General features: G+C 70.6%; 25 protein-coding genes. 5 read left to right on the forward strand and 20 right to left on the reverse strand.

Going from position 1 to position 24,165, the window contains the following annotated elements:
* Nucleotides 1-140: 140 nt before the first annotated feature.
* Nucleotides 141-1,208 (reverse strand): endonuclease/exonuclease/phosphatase family protein, encoded by a 1,068-nt coding sequence (locus GBA65_RS14395; RefSeq protein ID WP_166397139.1) that lies wholly within the window; start codon nt 1,206-1,208, stop codon nt 141-143.
* Between the two features lie 369 nt (nt 1,209-1,577).
* Here GBA65_RS14395 and GBA65_RS14400 point away from each other — a divergent pair, with 369 nt between their 5' ends.
* On the forward strand, nt 1,578-5,417 hold the full coding sequence (locus GBA65_RS14400; protein WP_166397140.1) for a chitobiase/beta-hexosaminidase C-terminal domain-containing protein: 3,840 nt from the start codon (nt 1,578-1,580) through the stop codon (nt 5,415-5,417).
* Nucleotides 5,418-5,485: 68 nt separating this feature from the next.
* Here GBA65_RS14400 and guaA read toward each other — a convergent pair whose 3' ends face one another.
* The 3 genes from guaA to groL form a co-directional block, all read right to left on the reverse strand.
* Complete coding sequence (gene guaA / locus GBA65_RS14405; protein ID WP_166397141.1) at nt 5,486-7,009, reverse strand: glutamine-hydrolyzing GMP synthase; 1,524 nt, start codon at nt 7,007-7,009, stop codon at nt 5,486-5,488.
* 10 nt (nt 7,010-7,019) lie between these two features.
* Nucleotides 7,020-8,177: a GuaB3 family IMP dehydrogenase-related protein gene (locus GBA65_RS14410; protein WP_166397142.1), complete on the reverse strand. Its 1,158-nt coding sequence runs from the start codon at nt 8,175-8,177 to the stop codon at nt 7,020-7,022.
* A 477-nt stretch (nt 8,178-8,654) separates the two neighbouring features.
* Nucleotides 8,655-10,277, reverse strand: a complete 1,623-nt coding sequence (gene groL, locus GBA65_RS14415) for a chaperonin GroEL (protein WP_166397143.1) — start codon at nt 10,275-10,277, stop codon at nt 8,655-8,657.
* A 115-nt stretch (nt 10,278-10,392) separates the two neighbouring features.
* Here groL and GBA65_RS14420 point away from each other — a divergent pair, with 115 nt between their 5' ends.
* Entirely contained in the window at nt 10,393-10,686 is a 294-nt protein-coding gene (locus GBA65_RS14420) for a hypothetical protein (protein ID WP_166397144.1), read from the forward strand.
* A 63-nt stretch (nt 10,687-10,749) separates the two neighbouring features.
* On the opposite strand, the gene GBA65_RS14425 is transcribed toward GBA65_RS14420, so the two are convergent.
* From GBA65_RS14425 to GBA65_RS14460, 8 genes are all read right to left on the reverse strand, one after another.
* Nucleotides 10,750-11,244, reverse strand: a complete 495-nt coding sequence (locus GBA65_RS14425; protein ID WP_166397145.1) for a hypothetical protein — start codon at nt 11,242-11,244, stop codon at nt 10,750-10,752.
* Between the two features lie 20 nt (nt 11,245-11,264).
* A complete protein-coding gene (locus GBA65_RS14430; protein WP_166397146.1) occupies nt 11,265-12,461 on the reverse strand; it encodes a M23 family metallopeptidase in 1,197 nt (398 codons plus the stop codon).
* Between the two features lie 114 nt (nt 12,462-12,575).
* Nucleotides 12,576-13,562 carry a tRNA (adenosine(37)-N6)-threonylcarbamoyltransferase complex transferase subunit TsaD gene (gene tsaD / locus GBA65_RS14435; RefSeq protein WP_166397147.1) on the reverse strand — a complete coding sequence of 329 codons (987 nt, stop codon included), beginning with the start codon at nt 13,560-13,562 and terminating at the stop codon, nt 12,576-12,578.
* 129 nt (nt 13,563-13,691) lie between these two features.
* Entirely contained in the window at nt 13,692-14,378 is a 687-nt protein-coding gene (gene rimI, locus GBA65_RS14440) for a ribosomal protein S18-alanine N-acetyltransferase (RefSeq protein WP_166397148.1), read from the reverse strand.
* Entirely contained in the window at nt 14,378-15,070 is a 693-nt protein-coding gene (gene tsaB, locus GBA65_RS14445) for a tRNA (adenosine(37)-N6)-threonylcarbamoyltransferase complex dimerization subunit type 1 TsaB (protein ID WP_166397149.1), read from the reverse strand. The genes rimI and tsaB overlap by 1 nt, the downstream gene beginning before the upstream one ends.
* Nucleotides 15,070-15,525 carry a tRNA (adenosine(37)-N6)-threonylcarbamoyltransferase complex ATPase subunit type 1 TsaE gene (tsaE, locus tag GBA65_RS14450; protein ID WP_166397150.1) on the reverse strand — a complete coding sequence of 152 codons (456 nt, stop codon included), beginning with the start codon at nt 15,523-15,525 and terminating at the stop codon, nt 15,070-15,072. The genes tsaB and tsaE overlap by 1 nt, the downstream gene beginning before the upstream one ends.
* Nucleotides 15,526-15,535: 10 nt before the next feature.
* Nucleotides 15,536-16,174: a uracil-DNA glycosylase gene (locus GBA65_RS14455; protein ID WP_166397151.1), complete on the reverse strand. Its 639-nt coding sequence runs from the start codon at nt 16,172-16,174 to the stop codon at nt 15,536-15,538.
* Between the two features lie 4 nt (nt 16,175-16,178).
* Nucleotides 16,179-16,376, reverse strand: a complete 198-nt coding sequence (locus GBA65_RS14460) for a PspC domain-containing protein (protein WP_166397152.1) — start codon at nt 16,374-16,376, stop codon at nt 16,179-16,181.
* 172 nt (nt 16,377-16,548) lie between these two features.
* Between GBA65_RS14460 and GBA65_RS14465 the strand changes: the two genes are divergently transcribed.
* The gene (locus GBA65_RS14465; RefSeq protein WP_207955791.1) at nt 16,549-17,106 is read left to right on the forward strand and encodes a Uma2 family endonuclease; all 558 of its coding nucleotides are present in this window, start codon (nt 16,549-16,551) and stop codon (nt 17,104-17,106) included.
* On the opposite strand, the gene GBA65_RS14470 is transcribed toward GBA65_RS14465, so the two are convergent.
* From GBA65_RS14470 to GBA65_RS14495, 6 genes are all read right to left on the reverse strand, one after another.
* A complete protein-coding gene (locus tag GBA65_RS14470; protein WP_166397153.1) occupies nt 17,103-17,885 on the reverse strand; it encodes an HD domain-containing protein in 783 nt (260 codons plus the stop codon). The genes GBA65_RS14465 and GBA65_RS14470 overlap by 4 nt on opposite strands.
* 7 nt (nt 17,886-17,892) lie before the next feature.
* Nucleotides 17,893-18,246, reverse strand: a complete 354-nt coding sequence (locus tag GBA65_RS14475) for a hypothetical protein (RefSeq protein WP_166397154.1) — start codon at nt 18,244-18,246, stop codon at nt 17,893-17,895.
* Nucleotides 18,236-19,342, reverse strand: a complete 1,107-nt coding sequence (gene alr / locus GBA65_RS14480; protein WP_166397155.1) for an alanine racemase — start codon at nt 19,340-19,342, stop codon at nt 18,236-18,238. Before alr ends, GBA65_RS14475 begins: the two co-directional genes overlap by 11 nt.
* Before the next feature lie 7 nt (nt 19,343-19,349).
* Nucleotides 19,350-19,829, reverse strand: coding sequence for a CBS domain-containing protein (locus tag GBA65_RS14485; protein ID WP_166397156.1), 480 nt, complete (start codon nt 19,827-19,829; stop codon nt 19,350-19,352).
* A gap of 84 nt (nt 19,830-19,913) precedes the next feature.
* Nucleotides 19,914-21,404 carry an NAD(P)H-hydrate dehydratase gene (locus GBA65_RS14490; RefSeq protein ID WP_166397157.1) on the reverse strand — a complete coding sequence of 497 codons (1,491 nt, stop codon included), beginning with the start codon at nt 21,402-21,404 and terminating at the stop codon, nt 19,914-19,916.
* 20 nt (nt 21,405-21,424) lie between these two features.
* Nucleotides 21,425-21,835, reverse strand: a complete 411-nt coding sequence (locus tag GBA65_RS14495; protein WP_166397158.1) for a holo-ACP synthase — start codon at nt 21,833-21,835, stop codon at nt 21,425-21,427.
* Nucleotides 21,836-21,888: 53 nt separating this feature from the next.
* On the opposite strand from GBA65_RS14495, the gene GBA65_RS14500 reads away from it, so the two are divergent.
* Nucleotides 21,889-22,086: a diacylglycerol kinase family protein gene (locus GBA65_RS14500; RefSeq protein ID WP_166397159.1), complete on the forward strand. Its 198-nt coding sequence runs from the start codon at nt 21,889-21,891 to the stop codon at nt 22,084-22,086.
* On the forward strand, nt 22,056-22,754 hold the full coding sequence (locus tag GBA65_RS14505; RefSeq protein WP_207955792.1) for a diacylglycerol/lipid kinase family protein: 699 nt from the start codon (nt 22,056-22,058) through the stop codon (nt 22,752-22,754). Before GBA65_RS14500 ends, GBA65_RS14505 begins: the two co-directional genes overlap by 31 nt.
* Before the next feature lie 200 nt (nt 22,755-22,954).
* Here the strand turns inward: GBA65_RS14505 and GBA65_RS14510 are convergent, their stop codons facing one another.
* Both GBA65_RS14510 and GBA65_RS14515 read right to left on the reverse strand, forming a co-directional pair.
* Nucleotides 22,955-23,578 carry a LysE family translocator gene (locus GBA65_RS14510; RefSeq protein WP_166397160.1) on the reverse strand — a complete coding sequence of 208 codons (624 nt, stop codon included), beginning with the start codon at nt 23,576-23,578 and terminating at the stop codon, nt 22,955-22,957.
* A 36-nt stretch (nt 23,579-23,614) separates the two neighbouring features.
* Nucleotides 23,615-24,157 (reverse strand): LPXTG cell wall anchor domain-containing protein, encoded by a 543-nt coding sequence (locus GBA65_RS14515; RefSeq protein ID WP_166397161.1) that lies wholly within the window; start codon nt 24,155-24,157, stop codon nt 23,615-23,617.
* Nucleotides 24,158-24,165 lie beyond the last annotated feature (8 nt).

The raw sequence follows: 24,165 nt of genomic DNA on the forward strand, positions 1-24,165 counted from the left end.
GCGCAACCCTGCTCAAATCACCAGCTCCTCTCTGGACGACCCTCGGGCACCGAGCCACCCTGGTCGAACAAGCCCGATTTCCAACGCGAGATGATAGGGCACGTCGCCCGTTACGTAGTTGCAGTTATGTAAACGGTTCTTTAAATCCGTGTTACATCGTCCGGCGCGGAGCCCGCGTCCCTCAACGAGAGATCGGCGATCACGGGGTAGTGGTCGCTCGGATAGAGCGGGGGCTCGGCGTCCCGCGCGATGGAGTATCCCTCCACCTCCCACCGCTCCCCGCGGGAGCCGTCGCGCAGGAGGATCCAATCTATGCGGTGCTCCTTCGAGGGGTCGCGCCCCCGGAAGCCCTCGCCGCGAAAGGCGTGAAATGTCTTGGCGGGTGCGTGCCCCGCGACGAGGTGGGCGTCCACGAAGCCCGCATCGGAGAAGACGCTCCGGGCCTTGGACGAGGGCTCGCAGTTGAAGTCCCCCGTCAGCAGCACGGGCGCGCCGTCCGCGACGGGACCGTCCAGCCACTCCAGGATGAGCGCGCTCCCCTCGACGCGCGCCCGGCCGCTGACGTGGTCGAGGTGCGTGTTGACGTACACAAACTCCGGGGCTCCGGAGACCGGGCGGAACCTCACCCAGTTCGCCGAGCGGATCTGGCGCGTCTCCCACGAGCCGGAGAAACGGTCCGGCGTCTCGCTGAGCCAGAAGCTCCCGGCGGCCAGCGCCTCCAGGCGGCCCCCGTCCCAGTAGACCGCGTTGTATGCGTGGGGCGGGCGGTTCTCGTAGCGGTGCCCGAGCGCGTGCTCGTAGCCCGCGAGCTCGCGCTCGTAGACGCGCGCGTTACCGTCCTGGAACTCCTGAAAGCCGATCAGGTCCGGCCCCTGGCGCGCGATCGCGCGCACGTTCAGCGCCGCCCGCCGGCGCCAGGCGTTCTCCCCGTCGCGGTGGTAGGAGCCGCGCACGTTGAACGTCATCACGCGCAAGGCACCCTCCGGCGGGGGATCGGCGGGCTCCGGGCGCGGCCGCCCGTCGCGCCGCCCGGATGCCCCCCCGAAGTCCCGCCCGAGAAGCGCCGAGAGCCAGCGGCCCGCCTCCAGTACCCTGCCGGCCCATCCCCGGGCCGCCGAGAGCTCGTCCCTCCCGCAAGCAGGCTTCTGCGCGCCCGAGATAACGGGCGCGCGCGACGGGTTCGGATGATGCAGGTACTCCCCGCTCATGCCGCCCCCTTCGGGCCGCGGGTCTGCCGACGGACGGGCGGAGGCACGCACGGCGTGCTCACTCCCTGTCAGGTTGGATCCACCCACCCCGTCGACCTCTCTCTACAGCTCGGAAGCCCCGAGTTTCCGGCCGCTCGGCACGGCTCCATCGGACCCGGCGCCGCGCCCCGTCCTTTGCGACGGAGCGCTACATACCCCATTTGAGCTAGCCAAAATTCACCGGTTTGTACGAGGGCGGGTCCGCCGGTCCGATGCATCCTATACCCCTGTAACGATGGAAACCAGGCGGCGGGCCTCGCGGGGCCCGCGGAAAGAGCAGGGACCGGTGACGGATCGCAGCAAAACCAACCGGAAGGGGACAAACGACCGATGAAGAGCGTGGCGGGGGCGTTCTCCCCCAGAAAGGCGTGGCGGCCGTTGCTCGGCGGGTTGGCCGCCGCGGCGGTGATGACGGGCGTCATGGCGCTGCCCGCGCGCGCCGAGCTGAACGACGCGGGCCCCATAAACCCCGACAACGGCTTCCCGTTCTGGTACGAGGATGCGCCGGGCGGCACGAAGCTCGACCTCTGCCTCAACCCCAAGGCGGCCGTAACGCCGGAGGACGCGCCGAACCCCGGCGAGCCCATCCCGGGCGGCGGCTACTGCCTGACCCCCTTCGAGATGCCCGACGAGAACACGCCCGTAGCCTTCCCGGAGAACTTCCCCGGCGAGGCCTTCTGGTGGACGAGCGAGGCCCACATAGATCCCCCCGCGGACGACCCCAACGGCCCGAGCGCGCTCCTGGTCCTCGCCCAGGAGGCCGCCTTCGCCAACGAGGAGCCCAAGGAGGGCGACCAGATGAGCTTCGGCCGCATCCGCGTGCGGCTCAACGACGTGGTGCCCGGCGCGACCTACAAGATCACGCACCCCTACGGCGTGGACACGGTGGTCGCCGAGGACAAGGACGGGGACCCGGCCACGCCCAACGACGGCAGGGTCTTCGTCACCGAGGACATCGGCTGCTTCCCGTCCGCCATCACCCCCTGCGACTTCGACAAGGCCCTAACCGGCCGGATCGGGCCGTTCCTGAAGTGGGATCCGGCCGTCGCGCCCGCGCCCCCCGAGGGCTACGTCGGCGACCCCGACGTGCCGCACGAGGTCGTCGGCAGCCCGAACGGCACGAACTTCTTCAAGGTCGAGCAGATAAGGGACGGCGAGGGACGGCCCCTCGCGCAGCCGGTGCTCGTCGGCGAGACGAACCTCTTCGCCGTCACCGGCAAGCTCGCGGAGCTTCAGGTCGCCGCCCAGGCGGTCGGGGCCGACCGCGGCCAGACCGTCTTCAACGACGCGAACCAGGGCGTCAAGCTCGTCGCCTCCGACGAGACGCCGGAGACGAAGATCTACTACACCACGGACGGCTCGGAGCCCGGCGTCGTCGACCCCGAGACCGGACGGATCAGCGGCACGCCCTACTCCGGGGAGGAGATCCGCCTCGGTAGCGACCCGCAGGCCGCCACGGGCACGCCCACGACGGTAAAGGCCGTCGCGATAAACGGCGACCAGCGCTCGAAGCTTCTCGAGAAGACCTACGTGGTCGACCTCGTCGCCCCGAACGTCCTCTTCAGCGACCTCCCGAGCAAGCTCGACGGACCCGGCGACCTCACGATCACGACCTCCGAGAAAGCGCGGGTCTACTACACCACGGACGGCTCGGACCCGAAGGTCGCCACCAACCCGGCCAGAAAATCGTTCGTCTACGATCCCGCCCCCGGGGCCGAGAACGCGGGCAACGTCCTGAACGTCGCCCGCTCCCAGACCGTGCGCGCCGCGGCCGTGGACCTCGTCGCCGACCCCGAGACGGGCCAGGAGACCGAGCAGAACTGGAGCCAGACCAAGAGCCGCAAGTTCACCGTTACCTCCCTGGCGAAGGCCGGCCCGATCAACCCGCAGAACGGCTTCCCGTTCTGGTACGAGGACCACGACGGCACGAGGCTCGACATGTGCCTCAACCCCGTCGCAGCGCCCGAGGCGGGCGGCGGCTACTGCGCCACGCCCTTCGAGATGCCCGCCGACTGGCAGCCCGCCGACGGCGTCGCCTTCCCCGACCGCTTCCCCGGCGAGGCCTTCTGGTGGACCGGCGAGGCCGGCATGGACACCAGCGACAGGGGGTCCGCCGACCTGATCATGGCGCTCGAGGCGGCCTTCCTCAACGAGGAGCCTAAAGCCAGCGACCGCATGGTCTTCGGCCGCGTCCGCATCCGCATCGACGACCTCGTGATCGGCGAGACCTACAAGGTCACCCACCCCTACGGCGTCGACACCTACGTCGCCGAGGACAACGGCAAGGGCGTCGGCGAGATCAACGTCACCGAGGACATCGGCTGCATGATGCCGTCCACGACGGAGCCCTGCGACTTCGACGAGGCGCGCTACTCCCGCGTCGGGCCGTTCCTGACGCTGAAGGACAAGGCCCTCGAGCCGGCGAACGCCCCCGACGGGGGCCGCTACCTCGCCGACCCCGTGCTCGACCAGGACGTGGTCACCGGCAGCCCCATCATGGCGCCCCAGGACCCGACGGACCCCAACTCCCCGATGGTCCCCGCCAACTTCTTCCGGGTCGAGGGCCCCGGCATCTCGGCGGTCGCGGACGAGGAGGCCGGCGCGACCGCGAACCCCAACCGCGGCACGGCCGAACACCCTTACATCCAGACCGACTTCTTCTCGGTGGTCGGCAAGTACTCCGAGTTCCAGGCGGCGGCGAACAAGGTCGGCGGCTTCTACAACACGCCGCAGGGCGTCGTCCTCGGCGCCTCCGAGTTCGACGCGAGGCTCTTCTACAACTTCGACGGCGTCCCGCAGCTCGACGCGAACGGCGAGCCCACGGACGGCACGGAGGAGTTCATCACCGAGGCGCGGGCCAGGCAGCTCTCCGCCGAGACCGGAACCCAGGTGGAGCCGTCCGGCCCCATCTCGATCCCCGACGCGGGCGAGACCACGCTGAGGTACATGGCGACCAGCGCGAGCCGGCCCAGCCCGACGCGGGTCTACGAGGAGACCTACAAGATGGACGCCGAGCGTCCGGTCGTGACGCTGCAGGACGACCCGCAGGCCAGCACGGTGCTCGCGGACGGCACCAGGGTCTTCGAGAACGTCAACCCGGCCGTGAGGCTCGACGTCGCGAACGAGCCCGGCAAGGTGAAGGTCTTCTACACCACGAACGGCTCCGACCCCTCCGACGCCACCAACGTCGACAGGAAGCGCTACGACGCGGCCCAGCCGATAGCGGTCCGTAAGGACACGACCCTGACCTTCTGGGCCGTCGACGAGGCGGGCAACGCCTCTCACGAGCCCGGACAGTTCGGCTCGCAGGCCTACAGCATCAGGGACACGCTCGCGCCTGGCGCGCCGACCGTGGGCCTCGACGCCGCGAGCGACACCGGCGCCTCGGCCAGCGACCGCATCACCAGCGCCACCACCCTCGCCTTCACCGGAAGCGCCGAGCCCGGCTCGACGGTCAGGATCCAGGTGGGCGGCGCCGAGCGCGGCAGCGTCACCGCCGCCGAGAACGGCTCCTTCAGGATCGACGTCGGGCCGCTCGCGCAGGGCGCGCACTCGATCACCGCCACGGCCACCGACCCGTCCGGCAACGGCGGCGCGGCCTCCGGGCCCTACACGGTGACCGTGGACACCCGGGCCCCGTCCATAGCGGCCACCCCCCCGGCCGGCACGTACCCGAGGGCCCAGAACGTCACCCTGACGCCGAACGAGCAGGCGAAGATCTACTACACCCTCAACGGCGGGGACCCCGTCCCCGGAGCGCCGGGCACGATCGAGGGCCGCAGCTTGAGCATCACCGCCAACTCGACCGTCCGGTCCGTGGCCGTCGACGCCGCCGGGAACACCTCGGGGACGTTCGTGGCCGAGTACAGGATCCGGAACGCGGTACCCGCTATCACCAACATGAGCCCGACCGCGACGATAGCCGACCGGACGCCCCTCATAGCGGCGACGGTCCGGGACGGCGACTCGCAGCTCGACAAGGCCAACATCGTCAGGCTCACCGTCAACGGCACGAACATCGCACGAGGCGCGTTCGCCTACAACGCGAACACGGACCGCCTGACGTACCTGAGCCCCAACCGGGCGCCCGGACGCTACAACGTCTCGCTCACCGTCCGCGACGACGACGGGGGCACCACGACGAGAACCTGGAGCTTCAGGATCAGGTAAGCACGACCGGAAGGAGGGAGTAAGGCGCGGGCCCCGCCAGACGGCGGGGCCCGCGCCTTACGTCGGGTCTACTCCCACTCGATCGTGCCGGGGGGCTTACTGGTGATGTCCAGCGCCACCCGGTTCACGCCGGGGACCTCGTTGATGATGCGGTTGCTGATCCGTTCGAGGAGGTCGTAGGGGAGGCGCGCCCAGTCGGCGGTCATCGCGTCGTCGGAGGTGACGGCCCGGATCATGACCGGGTACGCGTACGTCCTCGCGTCGCCCATCACCCCGACTGAATGGATGGCCGGCAGGACGGCGAAGCTCTGCCACAGGTCGCGGTAGAGGCCGGCGTTGCGGATCTCGTCCTGAAGCACGAAGTCCGCCTTCCTGAGGATCTCAAGCCGCTCCCGCGTAACGTCCCCGATGATGCGTATGGCGAGCCCCGGCCCGGGGAAGGGCTGGCGCCAGACCATCCGCTCGGGCATCCCGAGCTCCGCCGCCACGACCCGGACCTCGTCCTTGAAGAGGCTCCGCAGGGGCTCGACGAGGTCGAGGTCCATGATCTCCGGCAGCCCGCCGACGTTGTGGTGGCTCTTTATCTTCGCCGCGTCGCGCGTGCCGCTCTCGATGACGTCCGAGTAGAGCGTCCCCTGCACCAGAAAGGTCGCGTTCTCGGCGATCTTGCCGGCCTCTTCTTCAAAGGTCCGGATAAACTCCTCGCCGATGATCTTGCGCTTCGCCTCCGGGTCGTCGACCCCGGCGAGCTTCCGGAGGAAGCGCTCGCTCGCGTCCACGTGCACGAGCGGCACGTCGGAGTTCTTGCCGAACGCCTCGACTACCTGCTCGGCCTCGTTCTGCCTGAGCAAGCCGTGGTCCACGAAGACGGCGGTGAGGTTGTCGCCTATCGCCCGGTGGACGAGCATCGCGGCCGTCGCCGAGTCGACGCCCCCGGAGAGGCCGATGATCGCGCGCCGGTCCCCCACCTGCTCCCGTACCTTCTCGACGGCATCCGTGATGATGTTGACGGGCGTCCAGTCCGGCGCACAGCCGCAGACCTCGAAGAGGAAGTTCTTGAGGACGTCCATCCCGTACTCCGAGTGCCGGACCTCCGGGTGGAACTGCACCCCGAAGAATCGCTTCTCCGGCTCCTCGAAGGCGACGATGGGGATGGACGGCGTCTCGGCCGTCACCCGGAAGCCCTCGGGCGGGGCGAGGACGGCGTCGCCGTGGCTCGTCCAGGCCTTCTGCTCGTCGGGGAGCCCCGCGAAGAGCAGGCCGTGCTCCTTGACGCGCAGGTCGCTCCGTCCGTACTCGCGGACCTCGACGGGCTCGACCTTGCCGCCCATCTCCAGGGCCATAAGCTGCATCCCGTAGCAGATACCGAGGGCGGGTGTGCCGAGCTCGAAGAGCCGGCGATCCACCCTCGGCGCGCCCTCGCCGTAGACGCTGTTCGGGCCGCCGGAGAGGATGATCCCCTCCGGCTCGCGGGCGAGGATCTCCTCGACGGGCGTGTCGTAGGGGATAAGCTCCGAGTAGACGCGCGCCTCGCGGACGCGCCGGGCGATAAGCTGGGCGTACTGCCCGCCGAAATCGAGGACGAGGATCAAGGCGGGGGCCCTAGCCCATCCCGACCTGCTGGGAGATCTGCTCGAACTTGCCCTCGGTGTGCAACGAGGGCGCGATCATGACCTCGGCCTTCTGGAACTCCTTGATGTTCTGGTAGCCCGTCGTCGCCATGCTGGTCCGAAGGGCGCCCATGAGGTTGCGTGTCCCGTCGTTCTCGTGGGCGGGTCCGGTCAGGATCTCCTCCAGCGTCCCCGTGACGCTCGTCTTGATCCTGGTCCCCCTGGGCAGCGTCGGGTGAAACGTCGCCATCCCCCAGGAGTGCCCCCGGCCCGGGGCCTCCTCGGACTTGGCGAACGCGCTCCCGAGCATGACGGCGTCGGCGCCGCAGGTTATGGCCTTGGCGATGTCGCCCCCGGTCCGCATTCCGCCGTCGGCGATGACGTTGACGTACTCGCCGGTCTCCAGGTAGTGGCGCATCCGGGCGGCGGCGGCGTCCGCGATGGCGGTCGCCTGCGGCACCCCTATCCCGAGGACGCCCCGCGTCGTGCAGATCCTGCCCGGCCCGACCCCCACGAGGACGCCGACGGCGCCGGTCCTCATGAGGTGGAGCGCGGTCGAGTAGCTCGCGCAGCCGCCCACGACCACGGGGACGTTGAGGCGCGGGATAAACTCCATGAGGTTGAGGGGCTCGACGGTCTTCGAGACGTGCTCGGCGGAGACGACGGTCCCCTGCACGACGAGGACGTCGAGGCCGGCCTCGATGGCGGCACCGTGGTAGCGCTCTACCCTTTGTGGGGTGAGGGAGGCGGCGGCTATGACGCCCTGGTCCTTTATCTCCTGAACGCGCCGGAAGACGAGCTCGTCCTTTATGGGCTCGGCGTAGAGCTCCTGCATGACGCGGGTGGCCTTGTGCCCGGGGAGGCTCGCTATCTCCTCGAAGACCGGGCCCGGGTCCTCGTAGCGCGTCTGCAGGCCTTCGAGGTTCAGGACCGCGAGCCCGCCGAGGCGGCCGATGATTCCGGCCGTCTTCGGGTCCACCGCCGCGTCCAGGGCGCTCGCCATGCACGGCAGGTCCATCTGCAGGTTGCCCAGGCGCCAGGAGATATCCACGTCCTGCGGGTCGCGGGTCCGGCGGCTCGGGACGATGGCGATCTCGTCCAACCCGTAAGCTCGCCGGGCCGTTTTACCCTTACCTATCTCAATATCCACGGGAGAGAACCACCTTTCTCGGAGCCCGACGGGGGTACGGAAAAGCCCACGGGATCTCGCCCGTGGGCTCTCGTCGCGTTTCATCCATCACGTACCGCAATCTCGCGCCTAGGTTACACCCCGGCGTCTCCGATGGCAAGGTGAGGGCCTAGATCACGCCCAACAGCCTCAGGACCACGATGACCAGTATGATCACCACCAGGATGGTGATGATCCCACCTACTCCTCCGCGCATGCTCTCACCTCCCCAACCGGTTCCCGACCTACGCGCCCAGGAGCCGCGCTATGACCAGGACCAGGACGATTATGACCACGACGGTGACCACGAGGCTGACGGTTCCTCCCCGCATCAGCGACATCCTTTCCCAACCCACGGTTTCCTGTTGGCGGTGAATTATACCCTTGTTGTTCTTGGCGAAACAAAAAGGGCGGCGCCCCGAAGGACGCCGCCCCTGGAAGCTCCCTGTGGGGAACTCCTTACATCATGCCGCCCATACCGCCGGGCATGCCGGCCGGGGCGTCGTCCTCCGGCTCGGCCACCACGACGTCGGTGGTGACGATGAGGGAACCGATGGAGGCCGCGTTCTGCAGCGCACTCCTGGTGACCATCGCGGGGTCGACCACGCCGGCCGCGACGAGGTCCTCGTACTGGCCGGTGAGGGCGTTGAAGCCGAGGCCGTTGGCCTGGTCGCGGACCTTGTCCACCACGATGGAGCCGTCGGCGCCGGCGTTAGCGGCGATCTGACGGATCGGCTCCTCGAGCGAACGGTGGATGATCCGAGCACCCGTTCTCTCGTCGCCGTCGAGCGTGTCGACAAGCTGGGCAACAGAGCTCTGGGCCTTCAGAAGGGCCACGCCACCGCCCGGGACGATGCCCTCCTCGAGAGCGGCACGGGTCGCGCTGAGGGCGTCCTCGACGCGGTGCTTGCGCTCCTTGAGCTCCGTCTCGGTAGCGGCGCCGACCTTGATGACCGCGACGCCACCGGCGAGCTTCGCCAGCCGCTCCTGCAGCTTCTCGCGGTCGAAGTCCGAGTCGGTCGACTCGAGCTCGGCGCGGATCTGGTTGATCCGGCCCTTGATCCGCTCGGTGTCGCCGTCGCCGTCGACGATGACGGTGTTGTCCTTGGTGATGACGACCTTGCGGGCCCGGCCGAGCTGGTTGAGCTGGGTGTTCTCGAGCTTGAGGCCGAGCTCCTCGGTGATGACCTCGCCGCCGGTGAGGATGGCGATGTCCTCCATCATCCTCTTGCGCCGGTCACCGAAGCCCGGGGCCTTGACGGCCGCCGCGGTGAACGTGCCGCGAAGCTTGTTCACGATGAGGGTGGCAAGCGCCTCGCCCTCGACGTCCTCGGAGATGATGAGGAGCGGACGGCTCGACTGCATCACCGAGTTGAGAACCGGAAGGACGTCCTGGACGTTCCCGATCTTCTGGTTGGCGATGAGGATGAACGGGTCGTCGAGCACGACCTCCATCCTCTCCTGGTCCGTCACGAAGTACGGCGAGAGGTAGCCCTTGTCGAACTGCATGCCCTCGGTGAACTCGAGGTCCATCCCGAAGGTGTTGGACTCCTCGACGTTCACGACGCCGTCCTTGCCGACCTTGTCGATGGCCTCGGCAATAACGTTGCCGATCTCCTCGCTCCGCGCGGAGATCGCACCCACGCGGGAGATCTCGTCCTTGCCCGAGATGTCCTGCGCCTGGCCCCGGATCGCCTCGACCGCGGCCTCGACGGCCTTGTCGATGCCGGCCCTCAGGATGACCGGGTTCGCGCCGGCCGCGACGTTCTTGAGGCCCTCGCGCACGATGGTCTGGGCGAGAACCGTCGCCGTCGTCGTGCCGTCGCCCGCGACGTCGTTGGTCTTGGTCGCGACCTCCTTGACGAGCTGCGCGCCCTGGTTCTCGAAGATGTCCTCGAGCTCGATCTCGCGAGCGATCGTGACACCGTCGTTCGTAATGGTCGGCGAGCCGAACTTCTTGTCGAGTACGACGTACTGGCCCTTCGGCCCGAGCGTCACCTTGACGGCCTCAGCGAGCTTGTTTACGCCCGCTTCGAGTGCCCGGCGAGCCTCGGTGTTGAACCGTAGCTCTTTGTGCGCCACTCCATTCCTCCTCTGCTAGACTACAAACCGCCTGCGGATAAACCGCATTTCGGCACTCTCCACCGGAGAGTGCCAACGCCCGAAGTATAGTCCGCGCCGGGGTACAATTCAAACCATGAGAACGACTCACAATGCATCGGCGGGCGTCTTCGGCACCGACAGGCTGCCGAGCTTGAGCAGGATCCCCAAGGAGCTCGGGCGCGAGGATCGCCCCTGCGAGGCATGCGACAAGACCACGACCCACATCCTGTACCGGGTGCCCAAGAAGGTGGTCTTCGTGTACGTCAAGGACCATCCCGGGAACGTACACGCGACCTGCATCGAGTGCGCCCGCAGCGAGATCCTGACCGGCGAGGAGCGCGAGAGAGCGCTCTCCTCCTCCGACGACCACGAGGGCAGAACAGACTAGAGGGTCTTACCCCACGCCTGAAAGCCGGGAGCGTCGAAACGCCGGGCCGACGACCCCCGGGCGCTAATCCGTCTCTTCGGGCTCGACCGCCGGCTCGGCCTCTTCCTCCTCGGCCGGCGGGGCCTCACCCCGAACCGGCGCGGTCAGGTCTGTCGCGGTCGGATCCCCTCCAGCAGGCTCGCTCGGCGCGGCGCTGATTGGCGGCTCCGGCGCCGCGGCCGGGCTCTCCCGTTCGGCCTTCGGGGGCGCGGGCTCCTCCGCTACCTTGGGCGGCTCGTCTTTAGCCGCGGGGGCGGGCTGCGGCCTCCGATCCGGCCTCGGCTCCCTGGGGACGGAGGCCTTCGGGGGCTCCTCGGAGGGGACGACCCGGTCTCCCTCGGGGCGGTCCTCGGCCGGGCGCTCTCCGTCCCGCCGGCCCTCCCCGCGCTCCTTACCGCCCTGCTCACCGTCCTTGCGGCCGTCCCCCTTCTCCCCGCCGTCCCTCTTGCCTTCGCTCCCGTTCTCGGGGGTGTCCCGGTCGAAGTTAAGGTCCGGGAGGTCGCGCAGTAGGGCGGCCATCTTCTCTTCCAGCTCCCGCCTCAGCGAGAGCTTCTCCGCCTCCTTCTGGGCCTGTTCCGCCTCCTCGGCCTCGCCGCCCTCGCCCTTGCCTTCGCCGCGGTCCTCGCCCGCGTCCCGGTCTCTGCCGCCGTCCCTCGGGCGTTCATTCCGGTCGCCGCCACCCCGAGGGGCGGGGCTGGCGGCGTCGCTGCCGGTGTCGAGGTCTGGCCTCTGGCCGGGGGAGGACGGGGTGGGCCAGTCGGGCTCGCCGGTCGAGGGGGTGGGGTTCGGGCTCTGGGGGCCTGGCAGTACGCGGCGTCGGTGCCGCCGGAGACGGCTCCGCCGTTCCTTTCGAGCCACAGGAGCATCGGGTAGGGGTTCATCGCGCCGGACTCGGCCTCCGAGCGGTCCTCGGAGAGCTCGGCGTCGTACCAGCCGAGGTGCAGGTGCGGCGGGAACTTGCCGCGCGTGACCTCCGGCCCCTCGCCCGTGTCGCCGACCGTGCCGATCTTCTGCCCCGCCCGGACCTCGGTGCCCACGGGGAGGGAGCTCTCCCGGTCCAGGTGGGCGTAGTAGAAGAGGTCACCCTTCTTTATGGGGCCGACGTCGTAGGCGGCCTCCAGCATGACCGCGTAGCCGCCGAGCCTGTTCCAGCCGTTCTCGTTCGACCCGGCCACGGCGACGAGGCGGCCGTCGGTGACGGCGAACTCGGGCGTCCCCGCCGGGCTCATCAGGTCGCTCCCCTCGTGCCCGCCCTGGGGGCGTGCCGCCCCCCAGGTGTCGTCGTAGGAGTCGAAGTACTCCTCCGGCAGCGGGAAGACCACCCGGCTGCTCCGGGGCACGTCCCCGAGGTCGCCGCAGACGGGCTCGGAGGCGGGGTCCCGCTCCAGCGAGGGACGCCGGAACACGGCGGAGGCGTCGTCGGAGGGTCCATCGCCGGAGGGGGCGGCCGGGTCTCCTGCCGCACCCTCGGGCTCGTCTTCGCGGGGAGCGGGTCGGGTGAGGGCCGCCTCGAAGCTCTCCGCCTCGCCGGCCTGCATAAAGCCTCCGAGCCGCGGGTCTTCGGGGCCGATGGCAGACGTCGCCGCGGGCTCGACGGCGCTCGCGGTCGGGACGGCGGGCAGCATCCTCAGGAGGCCGGTCTCCGCGCCCGAGATGCTCAGCTTCAAGACCGCCGCCAGGACGGCGACGGCGAAGAAGACGTAGCACGCCTTCGCGAACCTGGGATACGTCAGCAAGAAGCCCCTCCCTCTCCAACGAGTACGTCCCGGCACCGCCGGAGATCGACGGACGGCTCACACTCTCACAGAGCGGGCGGCGCACGTCAAGGGAGGGACGGGGCGCGCCGGAGGCTAGATGCTGCGGGCGTTCAAGGAGAGGTAGTCCGGGAACGGGAGGGCGGGCGTGGCCGCCGCTGCGGCCCCGATCATGGCCGCGTTGTCGGTGCACAGGGCGGGCGGCGGCACGACGAGCCTCTTCCCGAGCCGGGCGGCCTCGGCCTCCAGGCGCCTGCGCAGCGGGCCGTTCGCCGCGACCCCGCCGGCGACGACGAGGGCCGGGGCGTCCTGGAGCTCGGCGGCGCGCAGGAGCTTGCGCACGAGCGCCTCCACGACGGCGGCCTCGTAGCCCGCCGCGAGGTGCGCAAGCTCCCCGGAGACCTCCTCCGCGTCCATCGCCTTCAGCTTGTAGAGGAGGCTGGTCTTCAAGCCGCTGAAGCTGAAATCGAGGTCGGCCTTGCCCTTGAGGCCGACCGGGAAGTCGTAGCGCGTCGGGTCTCCGCCCCGGGCGGCCTTCGAGAGGGCGGGGCCGCCCGGGAAGCCGAGGCCGAGCATGCGGGCGCCCTTGTCCAGGGCCTCGCCCGCCGCGTCGTCCAGGGTCTCCCCGAGGAGGCTCATGCCGTCCTCGGTCACGCTGTAGAGGGCGGTGTGGCCGCCGGAGGCGATCAGGGCGACGAACGGCGGCTCCAGATCCGGGGCCGCGAGGTAGGCGGCGGCGACGTGCCCCTCCAGGTGGTTCACGGGGACGAGGGGGAGCCTCCTGGCGTAGGCGAGGCCCTTCGCCGTCGAGACGCCGACGAGGAGCGCCCCGATCAGACCGGGCCGGACCGTGACGGCGACGCTCTCGATGTCGTCTAAGCTGGCCCCCGCCTCCGCCAGCGCCGCCTCCACGACCGCGTCCATCCGTTCGAGGTGGGCGCGGGAGGCGACCTCGGGGACGACCCCGCCGTAGCGGGAGTGCTCCGTCTGGGTGTGAACGACGTTCGAGAGCGCCCGCCGCCCCGAGGGCTCCACGACCGCGGCACAGGTATCGTCGCAGGAGGTTTCTATCGCGAGGATCACGGGCTGTTTATAGCATTTCGGCCCATGGGCTCCGCACCCCGGGGAGAACCGGGCGCCGGGCGGAGGACGGGCAGGGCATGTTTTCTCCGGCGGTCGACTCTATATACTGGGTGCGTGAGGGCTTTCTCTTTACTGTTCGCGTTTATCGCGCTGGTGCTGTTGTTGGAGTTTCTGGTCTACGTGATCCGGGGTCCCGTCGACCCGTTTATCGCCGGCGGCATCTTCTTCAGCTTCCTGGTCTGCCTCGCCCCGGCCCTCTACCTCCTCAAGCCCTTCGGGACCTCCGAGGACCTCAGGCGGCGGCGCGAGGCGAGGCGCGAGCGCGAGGGGCGCGACGGACGGCCGCCGGGAGGGCCCCGGTAGCTCCAGGGTCATGAGCACCGCGTCCTCGTCCCCGTAGTACTTCGGCCTGACGCCGGTCTCGACGAAGCCGAGCGAGGCGTAGAGCGTGCGGGCGGCCCCGTTGCTCGGGCGCACCTCGAGGTGCACGCGCCGGGTCTCTCTGGAGGCGGGCGCGTCGAGAGCGGCCCCCACGAGGGCGCGGGCGTAGCCCCTGCCGCGCCGGCCGGGGACGACCGCGACCGTCATCACGTGGGTCTCGTCCGCGACGTGCTTGACCCCGACGAACCCCACGACCTCTCCCCCCTCTTCCAGGACGAGGTAGAGGCCGAACGGGCTGTCGAGCTCGTCGAGCCAGATCCTCTCGCTCCACGGGTTCGGCAGGCTATCCTCGGCTATGCGCAGGACTACGGGTAGGTCCGAGCTCAGCATCGGGCGCACCAGCGGTTCGGGCACGCGGCGCGCTCCGCTCGCCATCAGGCCTTGCTCCACGGGTTGAGGTCGCGGCGCACCTCGGCGTCGGGCTCGCGGACGTACAGCGGGACGACCTCCCCGGCCGGAACGGGCGCGAGGTCGGCCGACAGGGCGAGGCCGGTGGCGGTCACGCGGTGGAGCGGCGAGGCGTCGTCGGGGATGCGTCCCAGCCCCGAGAGCACCTCCCGGTAGCGCACCGCCCCGTCGCCGACGACGAGCGGCGCCCCCCCGGCGCGCAGCTCCGCGGGGCGCACGCAGAGGATCTCCCCGGGGACCCCGCCGTCCGCGGCGTACCGCTGGGCGAAGACCTCGCGGCGCCTGGCGTCGATGACGGCGAGGACGTCGCCCACATCAGCGCTCGCGAGGGCGGGGGCGGCGAGAGCGGCGAGGGTCGAGCCCTTCGAGAGCGGGGCTCCGGTGGCGAGGGCGAGGGAGCGGGCGGCGGCGGCGGCGATCCGGATGCCCGTGAAGGTGCCCGGCCCGACGCCGACGAGGACGCGCTCGATCCCCTCGAGGGTAGTCCCGGCGAGGCCGAGGGCGGCGTGGGCCGCGGGGAGCAGGGCCTCCGAGGCGCCTCGGGACGGGACGGAGATCTCCACGAGCACCTCCCGGGGCCCTTGCGTGGGCTCGTCGGCGGCCCGGACGACGGCGACGGAGACGTCGTTCGTCGAGGAGTCGAAGGCCAGGACCAGCACTACGGGGACCCGTGCAGGCGCGCGGCCGCGGGCCCCGAGAGCCGAACCCGCCGGGTGGTCGGGGTCTCGTGCGCGAGCTCGACGACCGTCGGGGGGTTCTCCAGCAGGCCGAGCGCGGGCTCCGCCCACTCGACGAACGTGACGGCGTCGGAGTCCAGGTACTCGTCGAGCTCCAGGGCGTCCCGCTCGTCGACGCCCTCCAGCCGGTAGAGGTCGAGGTGGTTCACCCGGAGGCCGCGCCCCTCGTAGCCGCGGGCGAACTGGTAGGTCGGGCTCGTCACCCTCTCCCGGACGCCCAGGGACCGGGCGGCGGCGCGCACGAACGTCGTCTTGCCGGCGCCGACCTCGCCCCTCAATACTACGACGTCCCCCGGCGCGAGGACGCCGGAGACGCGCTCGGCGAGGGCCACGAGGGCGTCCTCGTCCACGCCGTGACGCTCCAGGATTCCGGCCATCCCGCCCCTCTTACCAGAGGCCCGGCTGGAGCGGTTCGCGCTCGGCCTCGGCGAGGCCGGCGACGCGGGGCACGTTCAGCGTCTCGTAGGTGGTGGGGCGCTCGGCGGCGAGAAGCTCGGGGAGGCGGGAGAAGTCCGAGACGAGGAGGGCCCGGTCCGCCGGGGTGTAGAGCGCCCGCTGCAGGGAGAGCGTCGGGAAGACGTAGCGCCCGTCCAGCGGGATCGCCCTGCCGCGGATGCGCGAGGCGGACTCCTTGCGGCCCGTCAGGGCGCGGCTCGCGAGGTCGCCCATCGCGACGACCACCTTCGGGTCTATCGCGTCGAGCTGCGCGAGCAGGTAGGGGCGGCAGGCGTTGATCTCGGCCGGCTTCGGGGAGCGGCCCTCGGGGGGCTTGCACTTGACGAGGGTCGTGAGATACGCCTCCTCGCGGGCGAGGCCGACCGAGCGCAGGAGGAGGCGGTCCAGGAGCATCCCCGACGCCCCCCCGAACGGCTTGCCGTCCCGATCCTCGTTGAACCCGGGCGCCTCCCCGACCACGAAGAGCCCGGCGTTGAGCGGGCCCTCGCCGAAGACGACCCGCGTCCTGGAGTTGCACAGGCCGCATCTCTTGCAGCCCAGGGCCTCCTTCTGCGCCTCCGCGAAGTCCAAAGGGCTAGTACGCCTCCGACTCGGGGAGAAAGTACGCGGCGAGCGCGTAGGCCACGAGCGGGATGACGTTGAAGCCGGGGATAAGGACTATCACGAGCACCAGTGCCAGCCTGACCAGGCCGGGCCGCCAACCGTAGCGGTGGGCCAACCCGCCGCACACGCCGGCGATCCATCGATCCCTCGTCGCCCTCTTCAAACCCATAACCAACCTCCGCTTCGGCCCACGACCGGGGCCACCGCACCGCCGTTTAAGACACACCGATAATATCCCCGGCGCAGCCCTTTGTGAAGCGCGACCCGCGCGGGCCCCGTCCTGAGGGCCGCCTGTATACTCTCCGGTGTAACGGCGTTTCGAGGACCGTAGCGAGGTTTCTGTGACCATAGGGACGAGACCATTCACGGCCGAAGAGCTCCTCCGCATGCCGGACGATGGCTCCCGCTACGAGCTTGTCGAGGGGAAATTAAGGAAGATGGCGCCTGCCGGAGATGCACACGGGTACCTGGCTCTGAGAATTGCCTCGCGGCTCGAGCGTCACGTGGACGCCAACGGCCTCGGCCGGACGTACGCAGCAGAGACCGGCTTCAAGCTCTCCTCCGACCCCGACACGGTTCGCGCCCCCGACGCGGCGTTCGTCGGCCGCGAACGCGTGGAGAAGGCGGGGAGGGTGAGGGGCTACTGGCCCGGCGCGCCCGACCTCGTGGTCGAGGTCGTCTCGCCCAACGATACCCACTCCGAGGTGATCGGCAAGGCCCTCGCGTGGCTCGCGGCAGGCAGTCGGATGGTGCTGGTCGTGGACCCCGATAAGTTCACGGTGACGGTCTACCGCTCGCGAGACGAGATCCGCGTTCTCACGGCCGACGCTGGGGACACGATCGACGGCGCCGACGTGGTTCCGGGGTGGACGCTGCCCGTCGGCGAGCTCTTCGCCTAGCGCCGAAGGTCGAGGCCCAGCAGGGCCGCGGCCCGAACCCTCGCCTCGTCCTCCCCGAGCCCGCGCGAGACGAGCAGCCGGATCCGGCCCGCGGCGTAACCGGCGTCGGCGCCCGAGGGGAGGCCCAGCCCCTTCGCGAGCGTCGCGTAGTCCGTCTCGGGGCCTGGTTCGGCGCCGCGGTAGCGCCTCAGAAACTCGACGCAGAGCTCGCGGTGGCGCTCGATGTGCTCGTCCTTGAGGCGGGGGCCCTGGGCGGCGAGGCGGTCGGCCCAGCACAGCACGGCGAGCTCCTCGCCGAAGGGGCCGGCGGCCCGGACGAGCCTCTCGGGGGGGTAGTCCGACCGCTCGTTGCCCATAAAGCCGATCTTGAGGTGCAGCGCCGTGATGGTGGTGACGAGGTCCGTGAGGCGGGCCGAGAGCCCCAGGCGGCGGCAGATGCCGTGCGCGAGCCGGGCGCCCAGGGTGTCGTGGGCCACGAAGATGGCGCGCCCCTCGAACTCCGTGCGCGTGACGGGCTTGGCGACGTCGTGCAGGAGGCCCACGAGCCGGAGCCCCTCGCGAGCCTCCTCGCCCACCCTCGCGCCCAGGCGGCGCTCCTCCAGCTCCGCCTCCACGCGCCGGACGACCTCCAGGGTGTGCCCCAGGGTGTCGAGGTGGTGGAACGGGCCCTGGCTCTGGCCCTCGGCGAGCGAGAGCTCGGGCACCTCGCCGAGCAGGGTCGGGACGTCCAGGGGAGGGGCGAGCGCCGCGTGTATGGAGCCCGTCTCGCCGGTCTTCACGGGGACCCTAGCGCCGCCGCCGCGAGGCCTTCCTGCGGCTGGTGTTCGGGTTCTGGCGGCCCTTGAGCTCGGACGCCGGGATCTCCCCCTCGCCGTCCTCCTCCGAGGCGTCGGCCGGGCGCCGAGCCTTCGCCTTGCCCTGGGGCTGGAGCGCGGCCCTCTGGCGCCTCTTGCGGCGCTCGACGAAGGCGTGGAAGAAGGTAAAGACGACGAAGAGTATGACGGCGTTTATGGCCAGCGGGACGATGCCGCCCGCAGATCCCGGGAAGGCCACGTCCAGCACGTAGACCAGCCCCAGGTATATGAGGACGGTCAGGGCCGCCCGCCTGAGGGCGCCCTTCCAATCGATATCATTGAACATCTCGGTCTCTCCTCTCGACGCGCCGGGGGTTGAGCCCGGTCGTTACCTCGTAGTTTATCGTGCCGGCCCGGCGGGCGACCTCCTCGGCGCGCAGGGCCTCGTCGCCTTGCTCCCCCACGAGCACCACCTCGTCCCCGACCCGGACCCCGCCGTCCGCCCCGAAGACGCACGCGTCCATCGTCACGCGGCCGAGGATCGGCCGGCGCTTTCCCCCAACAAGGGCGAACGCTTCGTTGGAGAGCGCCCGCCTGTAGCCCTCCGCGTACCCGACCGGCACCGTTGCGGCGTGGGTCGGCCTCTCGGCCCGCCACGTCAGGCCGTAGGAGACCCCCTCGCCGGGCGGCACGACCCGAACGTCCGCGACGTAGCTTTTGAGGGCGAGCGCGGGGCGGAGCCCCTCCTCGGCGGGGTCTCCCCCGTCGCCCTTCGGGTGCAGCCCGTAGAGGGCTACGCCGGGCCGGACGCAGCCGTGGTGGGAGGAGGGGTGCCAGAGCGTGGCGGCGGAGTTCGCGGCGTGGACGAGGGCGCCGCCGAAGTCGTGCGCGGCGAGGACGGCCCCGAAGGTATCGAGCTGGCGCCGCGTCGCCCCCGCGTCGGAGTCCGCGGAGGCGAAGTGCGTGTAGACGCCCGCGAGGCGATCCCCGAGCATCTTGCGGGCCTCCCCCACCCCCTCGGGGGCGACGCCCCAGCGGTTCATCCCCGTGTTGACCTTGAGGTGGGCCTCGAGGCCGGGGCGGGCGGAGATCCGCCTCGCGCTCTCGGGCGAGTGGGCCGTGACGGTCAGGCGGGCCCTCTCGGCGAGGGCGAGGCCGTCCGGGAGGAGGTCGGTGAAGACCAGGATGGGGGCCTCGATCCCGGCCCCCCGAAGCTCCGCCCCCTCCTCGGCGGTGACGACGGCGAGGGAGTCCGCCCCGGCCCCGAGGGCGGCGCGGGCGACGGGGACGGCGCCGTGGCCGTAGGCGTCGGCCTTCACGACGGCCATGAGGCGGGACGTCGGGGCGCGGCGCTTGAGGGCGCGGACGTTGTGCCTTACCGCGCCGAGGTCCACCTCGGCCCAGGTGCGGCTCGGGAGGTTCGGGTAGCGGTGGTGCGCCAAGCTCGGCCTACGGGCGGGGCTTGAGGACGTGGAGGGTGAGGATGTCCATCCGCGTGATCACGCCGACGAGGCGGCCGCCCTCGACGACGGGGAGGAGCTTCTTGCGCTCTTCGGCCATCAGCGTGGCCGTCTCGGAGAGGGTAGCGTCCGGGTCGACCGTCACGACGTCGCCGGTCATCACCTCGTCCACCGTCACGCCCGCGCTCTTGAGGACCTCCCTGCGGTACTCCTCCGTGCTGCCCAGGGGGATTATGCCGCCCAGGATGTCCAGAAAGCCCGGCGCCTTGATCTCCGCGTCGCGGAAGATAAGGTCGCCCTCGGTCACGATGCCCAGCAGACGGTCGCCGGAGACGACGGGCGCGCCGGAGATGCGCGCCTCCGCGAAGAGCTTGATCGCCTCCTCCACCGTTGCGTCCGGCCCGAGGGTGGGCCAGTCCTCCTGCATGATCTCCCCGACCCTCAGCCCCCGTATGTCCTGCTCTTCCACGCCCCCAACCCCTCCGTATCCTATGGCCTTCGTCCCGCTGATACTACTGCAAACGGAAGTGGGCGTGCACCTCGCCGCTACGGGCTAGAGAAGCTCGGCGAACGCCTCCGGCAGGTACTCGAAGAGGTCGGTGGCGACCATGCTCTCGACGGGACGTCCCGTCCTCTCCAGCCACAGCTCCGCCGCGCGGCCGTGCGCCCACGCGCCGGTCCGGGCGGCGTCGTAGGGGTCTGCGCCGCGCGAGAGGAGGGCGCCTATCACGCCGGAGAGCACATCCCCGGTGCCCGCGGTGGCGAGCGCGTGGGTCCCGGTCGAGTTGACCGCTACCCTCTCGCCCTCGGCGACCAGGGTGTCCGTCCCCTTGAGTAGCACGCAAGAGCGGCTCTCCTCCGCCGTCCGCCGCGCGGAGGAGAGCCTGCGGGCGGAGACCTCCTTCGCCCCCGTACCCAGGAGGCGCCCGAGCTCCCCTGCGTGCGGCGTTATGACTGTTGGGCCGCTCCTTGCCGCGAGCGCCCCCGGCCCCGGGAGGTTCGTTATGGCGTCCGCGTCGAGCAAGATGGGGAGGTCCGTCCCGTTCAGGATGCCCTCGACGAGCCTGCGCCCGCCCTCCCCCACCCCCGCCGCGGGGCCGAGCACGATCGCCGAGGCCCTCTCGGACATCCCGAGGATGTGCTCCACCGCGTCCCCGCTCATGAGCCCGTCCCCGTCCTCGGGGGCACCGGAGACGAGCGCCTCGGTGAGCGCAGCGTCCACGCGGTGGGCGGCGCTCTCGGAGGTGACCACGAAGACGATGCCGCAGCCCGCCCTCTGCGCGCCCCTCCCCACCATGACCGTGGCGCCCGTCGCCGAAGACGAGCCCGCCACGATCAGGAGGGAGCCCGCCGAGTACTTGTGGGCCGCCCCCGTGCGGCGCGGAACGACGCCGCGCAGGGAGGCGGCGTCCGTCCACGTCGTCGCGGCTTCGACCTCCGCCTCGGGCGGTATCCCGATGTCCACCACCTCGACCCGGCCGGCGTGGTCCCCGCCCGGGGAGACGACGCACCCGACCTTCGCGGCGTGCGCGCAGACCGTGAGGTCGGCCCTCACCGCGGGCCCCTCGACCTCGCCCGTCGAGCCGTTCACCCCGGAGGGCACGTCCACCGCGACGACCGGGGCCGCCGCGTCGTTTATCTCCCGTATAAGCCCCGAGAGGTCGCCGCGCACCTCGCCCTCGAAGCCCGTCCCGAGCAGCGCGTCCACGACGAGGTCGGCGCCCGCGAGCTCCTCGGAGAAGGCGTCGCGTCCCACGAGGCGCACCGCGAGGTTCCTCAGGACGTCGAGGTTCACCGCCGCGTCGCCCCCGTACTCGTCCTTTGTGGCGAAGACCGCGACGTCCGCCCCGGCCCGGTAGAGCTCGCGCGCGATCACGAACCCGTCCCCGCCGTTGTTGCCCCCGCCCGCGGCGACGAGCACGCGGCGGCCGGCGAGCGGGCCGAAGGAATCGAGGATGGCGCGGGACATCCCGACGGAGGCGCGCTCCATGAGGACGCCGCCGGGGATACCCAGGGCCTGGGCCCCCCGATCCGCCCGGGTCATCTCCTCGGCGGAGAGGAGCTTCAGGGCAGGGTCTCCGCCTTGCGGATCATGCACACGGCGACGGCGGAGAGCTCGGAGTGGGTGATGGAGATGTGGAGCTCGTCCTCGTGCACGCCGACGGCGTCCGCGAAGCGCTCTATCTTGCCGAAGATGCGCACCGTCGGGGCCAGCCGCGGCTGGCGCATGACCTCGACACCGTTCCACTGGAGCAGGCCGCACCCCAGGGCCTTGCAGACGGCCTCCTTCGCGGCCCAGCGGGCGGCGTAGTGGCGCTCGAAGAAGCGGAACTTCTCGCAGTAGGCGATCTCGCGCTCCGTGAAGAGCCGCTGGCGGATGCGCGGGGTCCTCTCGAGGGCGAACCTCATCCGTTCGCAGTCCACGACGTCGACCCCGACCCCCGGAACGACGAAATCCTTCAGTCTCTCTTCCATGCGGAACATGGTACTGGAGAGCTTCTTGCTGTGAAAGGGCTTATAGTAAGTCCATGGACGCGGTCATCATCGGCAACCCGAACTCGGGACGGGCGGGGAACAGGGAGCGTCTGAAGCACTACGCCCGCATCATCGGCTCCGGCGGCGCGGACGTGGAGGTCTGGAACACCGAGCGCCCGGATCACGCCACCGAGCTCGCCGCCCTCGCGGGGACAGGCTCGTGGTCGCCGCCGGCGGCGACGGCACGGTGAACGAGGTGGTCAACGGCCTCTCGAAGGAGGCGACGCTGGGGGTAATCCCGCTGGGCACGGCGAACGTCTTCGCGCGCGAGATCGGCCTGCCCATGAAGCCCGACGAGGTGTGCGAGAGGATCCGGGACGGCAAGGTCTCGCGCATAGACGTCGGCGTCGCCACCGACCACGAGGGCACGGAGCGCCGCTTCACCTGCATGGCCGGGATGGGCTTCGACGCCCACGTCGTCAACGAGGTGACGCCGCGCCTCAAGCGCTACCTCAAGATCCTGGCCTTCCCGCTGGCGGCCTTCAAGGTCTACCTGGAGGGCGACCTGCCGAACCTCCACGTCGTCCGCGGCGACACGACGTACGTCACCCAGTTCGCCATCGTCGCCAACGGCCACTACTACGGGGGCGACTTCCGGGTCACGGACTCCTCGACCCTCACCACGGGGAGCCTCGAGGTGGTCCTCGTGGACCGCGTCGGACGCCTCCTCCGCGCCGACGTCCTCACGCGCATCCTCGCCAAGAAGCCCCTCGACCGCTCCATGCGCTCCTTCGCCGCCGAGGAGCTCCGGGCCAAATCCCCCGGCGCCCAGGTACCGGTCCAGATCGACGGCGAGATCTGGGGCCGCCTCCCGATGTCCTTCCGCATCGAACCGGCCGCGCTGAAGGTCGTCTGTTAAGGATCCTCCGCGCTCCCTACCGGCTCCAGAGATAGCCGAGGGGCAGGGCCGGGGCGGCGTACAGCCCGCAGGAGAGGGACGCGAGGACCGGGGCCGCCCGCCAGGGACGCTCCCCCGCCCGCGACCCGCCGTACGCCGAGAGGGCCAACGCTTTCGGGGGAGCGTAAGCCCGGGCGGTCATGATGCCCGGAGAACTATCTTCAGCCGCGCTCGGGGAGGGCGAGCCGGAGGCCTAGGGCGACGAAGACGCCCCCCGTCAGCCAGCGCAGCCCGTCGGCGAGGCGCGGCCGACGGGCGAGCTTGTCGCCGAGGGCGCCGGAGAAGTAGCCGAGCAGGCTGAAGACGATCCAGGTGCACAGCGCGAAGGCGAGGCCGAGGAGGAGCAGTTGCGGGGCCATGCCGCCGGACGCGGGGTCGGCGAACTGGGGCAGGTAGGCGAGGAAGAAGACCGCGATCTTGGGGTTCATCACGTTCGAGACGACGCCCTGCGCGAAGACGCTCCGCAGCCGTACCGCCCCTTCCCCTCCCGAGACGGCGAAGCCCTCCCTGCTCATCAGCGTCCTCGCGCCGAGGTAGATCAAGTACGCGGCACCGGCGTACTTCACCACCGCGAACGCCACCGCCGACTGCGCCAGAAGCGCCGAGAGCCCGGCCGCCGCGAAGAGCGAGTGGCAGACGAGCCCGACGCTCGCGCCCGCCGCCGAGACCATCGCGGCCCTGCGTCCCTGCGAGATCCCGCGCGTGAGCACGAGGACGTTGTCCGGCCCCGGGGCCACGATGACGACGAGCGAGGCCATGAGGAACAGTACGGGGCTTGTCTCCATTATCATCTCCCCCAACACGCTACTTCGCGTTGCGCCCTACCGTGCCCTACGCCGGACCAGCGCCCCGGCACCGAGGATCAGAAGCCCCGCGAAGGCCAGGATCGGTAGCACGCTGGGCCCACCCGTCTCCGGTACCGTCGGCGAAGTGGGGGGCGCCGCTATCTCTCTCGTCCCCATACAGACGTTGGTCGCCCACTCGTCGCCGCTGCGCTGCAGATAAAGCCTGTATCGCCCTCCCTCTCGGAGGCCTACGGCCCCCACGTCGCCGCCGTTCGTGCCGAGGTTGGACCTCACGGACAGCGTCCCCCCGCTCTCGCCCTCGTCGCCGTGCAGAACCTCCTCTACCCTGACCTCGACCCGCGAAGACGCCCGACCTACCTCCACGCCCGTGACCGTGCCCGTGACCGCAAGGTCGACGTCTATGCCACCGCCGGCACACGAAGCCATCTCCCCCGAATAGACCTCCTGGAGCCCGGCCCGCGCGGGCCCATCAAAAACGCAGCCCATGACCACCACGAGCAGGGTAAGAGGCAGGAGCCTGGCCCGCGCGACCGAAACACCTACCCGCCCCCAACGCATCCCGAAAG

Origin of the sequence: Rubrobacter marinus, from assembly GCF_011492965.1 — a bacterium.
Taxonomy (GTDB): domain Bacteria; phylum Actinomycetota; class Rubrobacteria; order Rubrobacterales; family Rubrobacteraceae; genus Rubrobacter_F; species Rubrobacter_F marinus.

Bases quoted from the DNA above. Each gene is read 5' to 3' on its own strand.
- GBA65_RS14495 (WP_166397158.1), bottom strand. From the start codon at position 21,835: ATGGAAGAGAGACTGAAGGATTTCGTCGTTCCGGGGGTCGGGGTCGAC.
- GBA65_RS14490 (WP_166397157.1), bottom strand. From the start codon at position 21,404: ATGACCCGGGCGGATCGGGGGGCCCAGGCCCTGGGTATCCCCGGCGGC.
- GBA65_RS14475 (WP_166397154.1), bottom strand. From the start codon at position 18,246: ATGTTCAATGATATCGATTGGAAGGGCGCCCTCAGGCGGGCGGCCCTG.
- rimI (WP_166397148.1), bottom strand. From the start codon at position 14,378: ATGGCGAGCGGAGCGCGCCGCGTGCCCGAACCGCTGGTGCGCCCGATG.
- GBA65_RS14460 (WP_166397152.1), bottom strand. From the start codon at position 16,376: ATGGGTTTGAAGAGGGCGACGAGGGATCGATGGATCGCCGGCGTGTGC.
- GBA65_RS14395 (WP_166397139.1), bottom strand. From the start codon at position 1,208: ATGAGCGGGGAGTACCTGCATCATCCGAACCCGTCGCGCGCGCCCGTT.
- GBA65_RS14515 (WP_166397161.1), bottom strand. From the start codon at position 24,157: ATGCGTTGGGGGCGGGTAGGTGTTTCGGTCGCGCGGGCCAGGCTCCTG.
- GBA65_RS14500 (WP_166397159.1), top strand. From the start codon at position 21,889: ATGGACGCGGTCATCATCGGCAACCCGAACTCGGGACGGGCGGGGAAC.
- GBA65_RS14425 (WP_166397145.1), bottom strand. From the start codon at position 11,244: ATGGCCGCCCTACTGCGCGACCTCCCGGACCTTAACTTCGACCGGGAC.
- tsaE (WP_166397150.1), bottom strand. From the start codon at position 15,525: ATGGCCGGAATCCTGGAGCGTCACGGCGTGGACGAGGACGCCCTCGTG.
- GBA65_RS14510 (WP_166397160.1), bottom strand. From the start codon at position 23,578: ATGGAGACAAGCCCCGTACTGTTCCTCATGGCCTCGCTCGTCGTCATC.
- GBA65_RS14420 (WP_166397144.1), top strand. From the start codon at position 10,393: ATGAGAACGACTCACAATGCATCGGCGGGCGTCTTCGGCACCGACAGG.
- GBA65_RS14400 (WP_166397140.1), top strand. From the start codon at position 1,578: ATGAAGAGCGTGGCGGGGGCGTTCTCCCCCAGAAAGGCGTGGCGGCCG.